Origin of the sequence: Shewanella electrica (assembly GCF_022321485.1) — a bacterium.
Lineage (GTDB): Bacteria > Pseudomonadota > Gammaproteobacteria > Enterobacterales > Shewanellaceae > Shewanella > Shewanella electrica.
Genome location: NZ_JAKOGG010000126.1, coordinates 1 through 304, shown reverse-complemented (window position 1 = coordinate 304; position 304 = coordinate 1). Strand labels below are relative to the sequence as shown.

The 304-nt window shown below is 67.1% G+C and carries 1 protein-coding gene; it reads right to left on the bottom strand.

What is annotated here, in order from left to right; translation table 11 throughout:
- Positions 1 to 304: O-linked N-acetylglucosamine transferase family protein (locus tag L9G74_RS20145; protein ID WP_238898555.1), on the bottom strand; the 304-nt coding region annotated here is incomplete at both ends.

Genomic DNA, 304 nt, shown 5'->3' with positions numbered 1-304 from the left:
ATCGTGGAGGGCCCGGCGGAGTGGGCGTAGCCCAGCCAGCTCGCCTGCAGCGGCGCGGGCTTGTAGGCCATGACCTCCAGCTTGTTCATGTAGGTCGATCCGCCGAGCTCGATCAGGATGTCGAGCTGATCGTCGGCGATCATCTGGGCGGCGTCGTGGTCGCTGATGTCGGGCCGCCAGCGGAACGCGTCGACCAGGCCGGCCATCGCCTGCTGCGCCAGGTCGGCCTGGCCCTGCTTGTAGGAGTAGCAATACACCTCGAAGCGCGAGCGGTCGTAGGCCTTGAGCAGCGGCATGGTGAAGG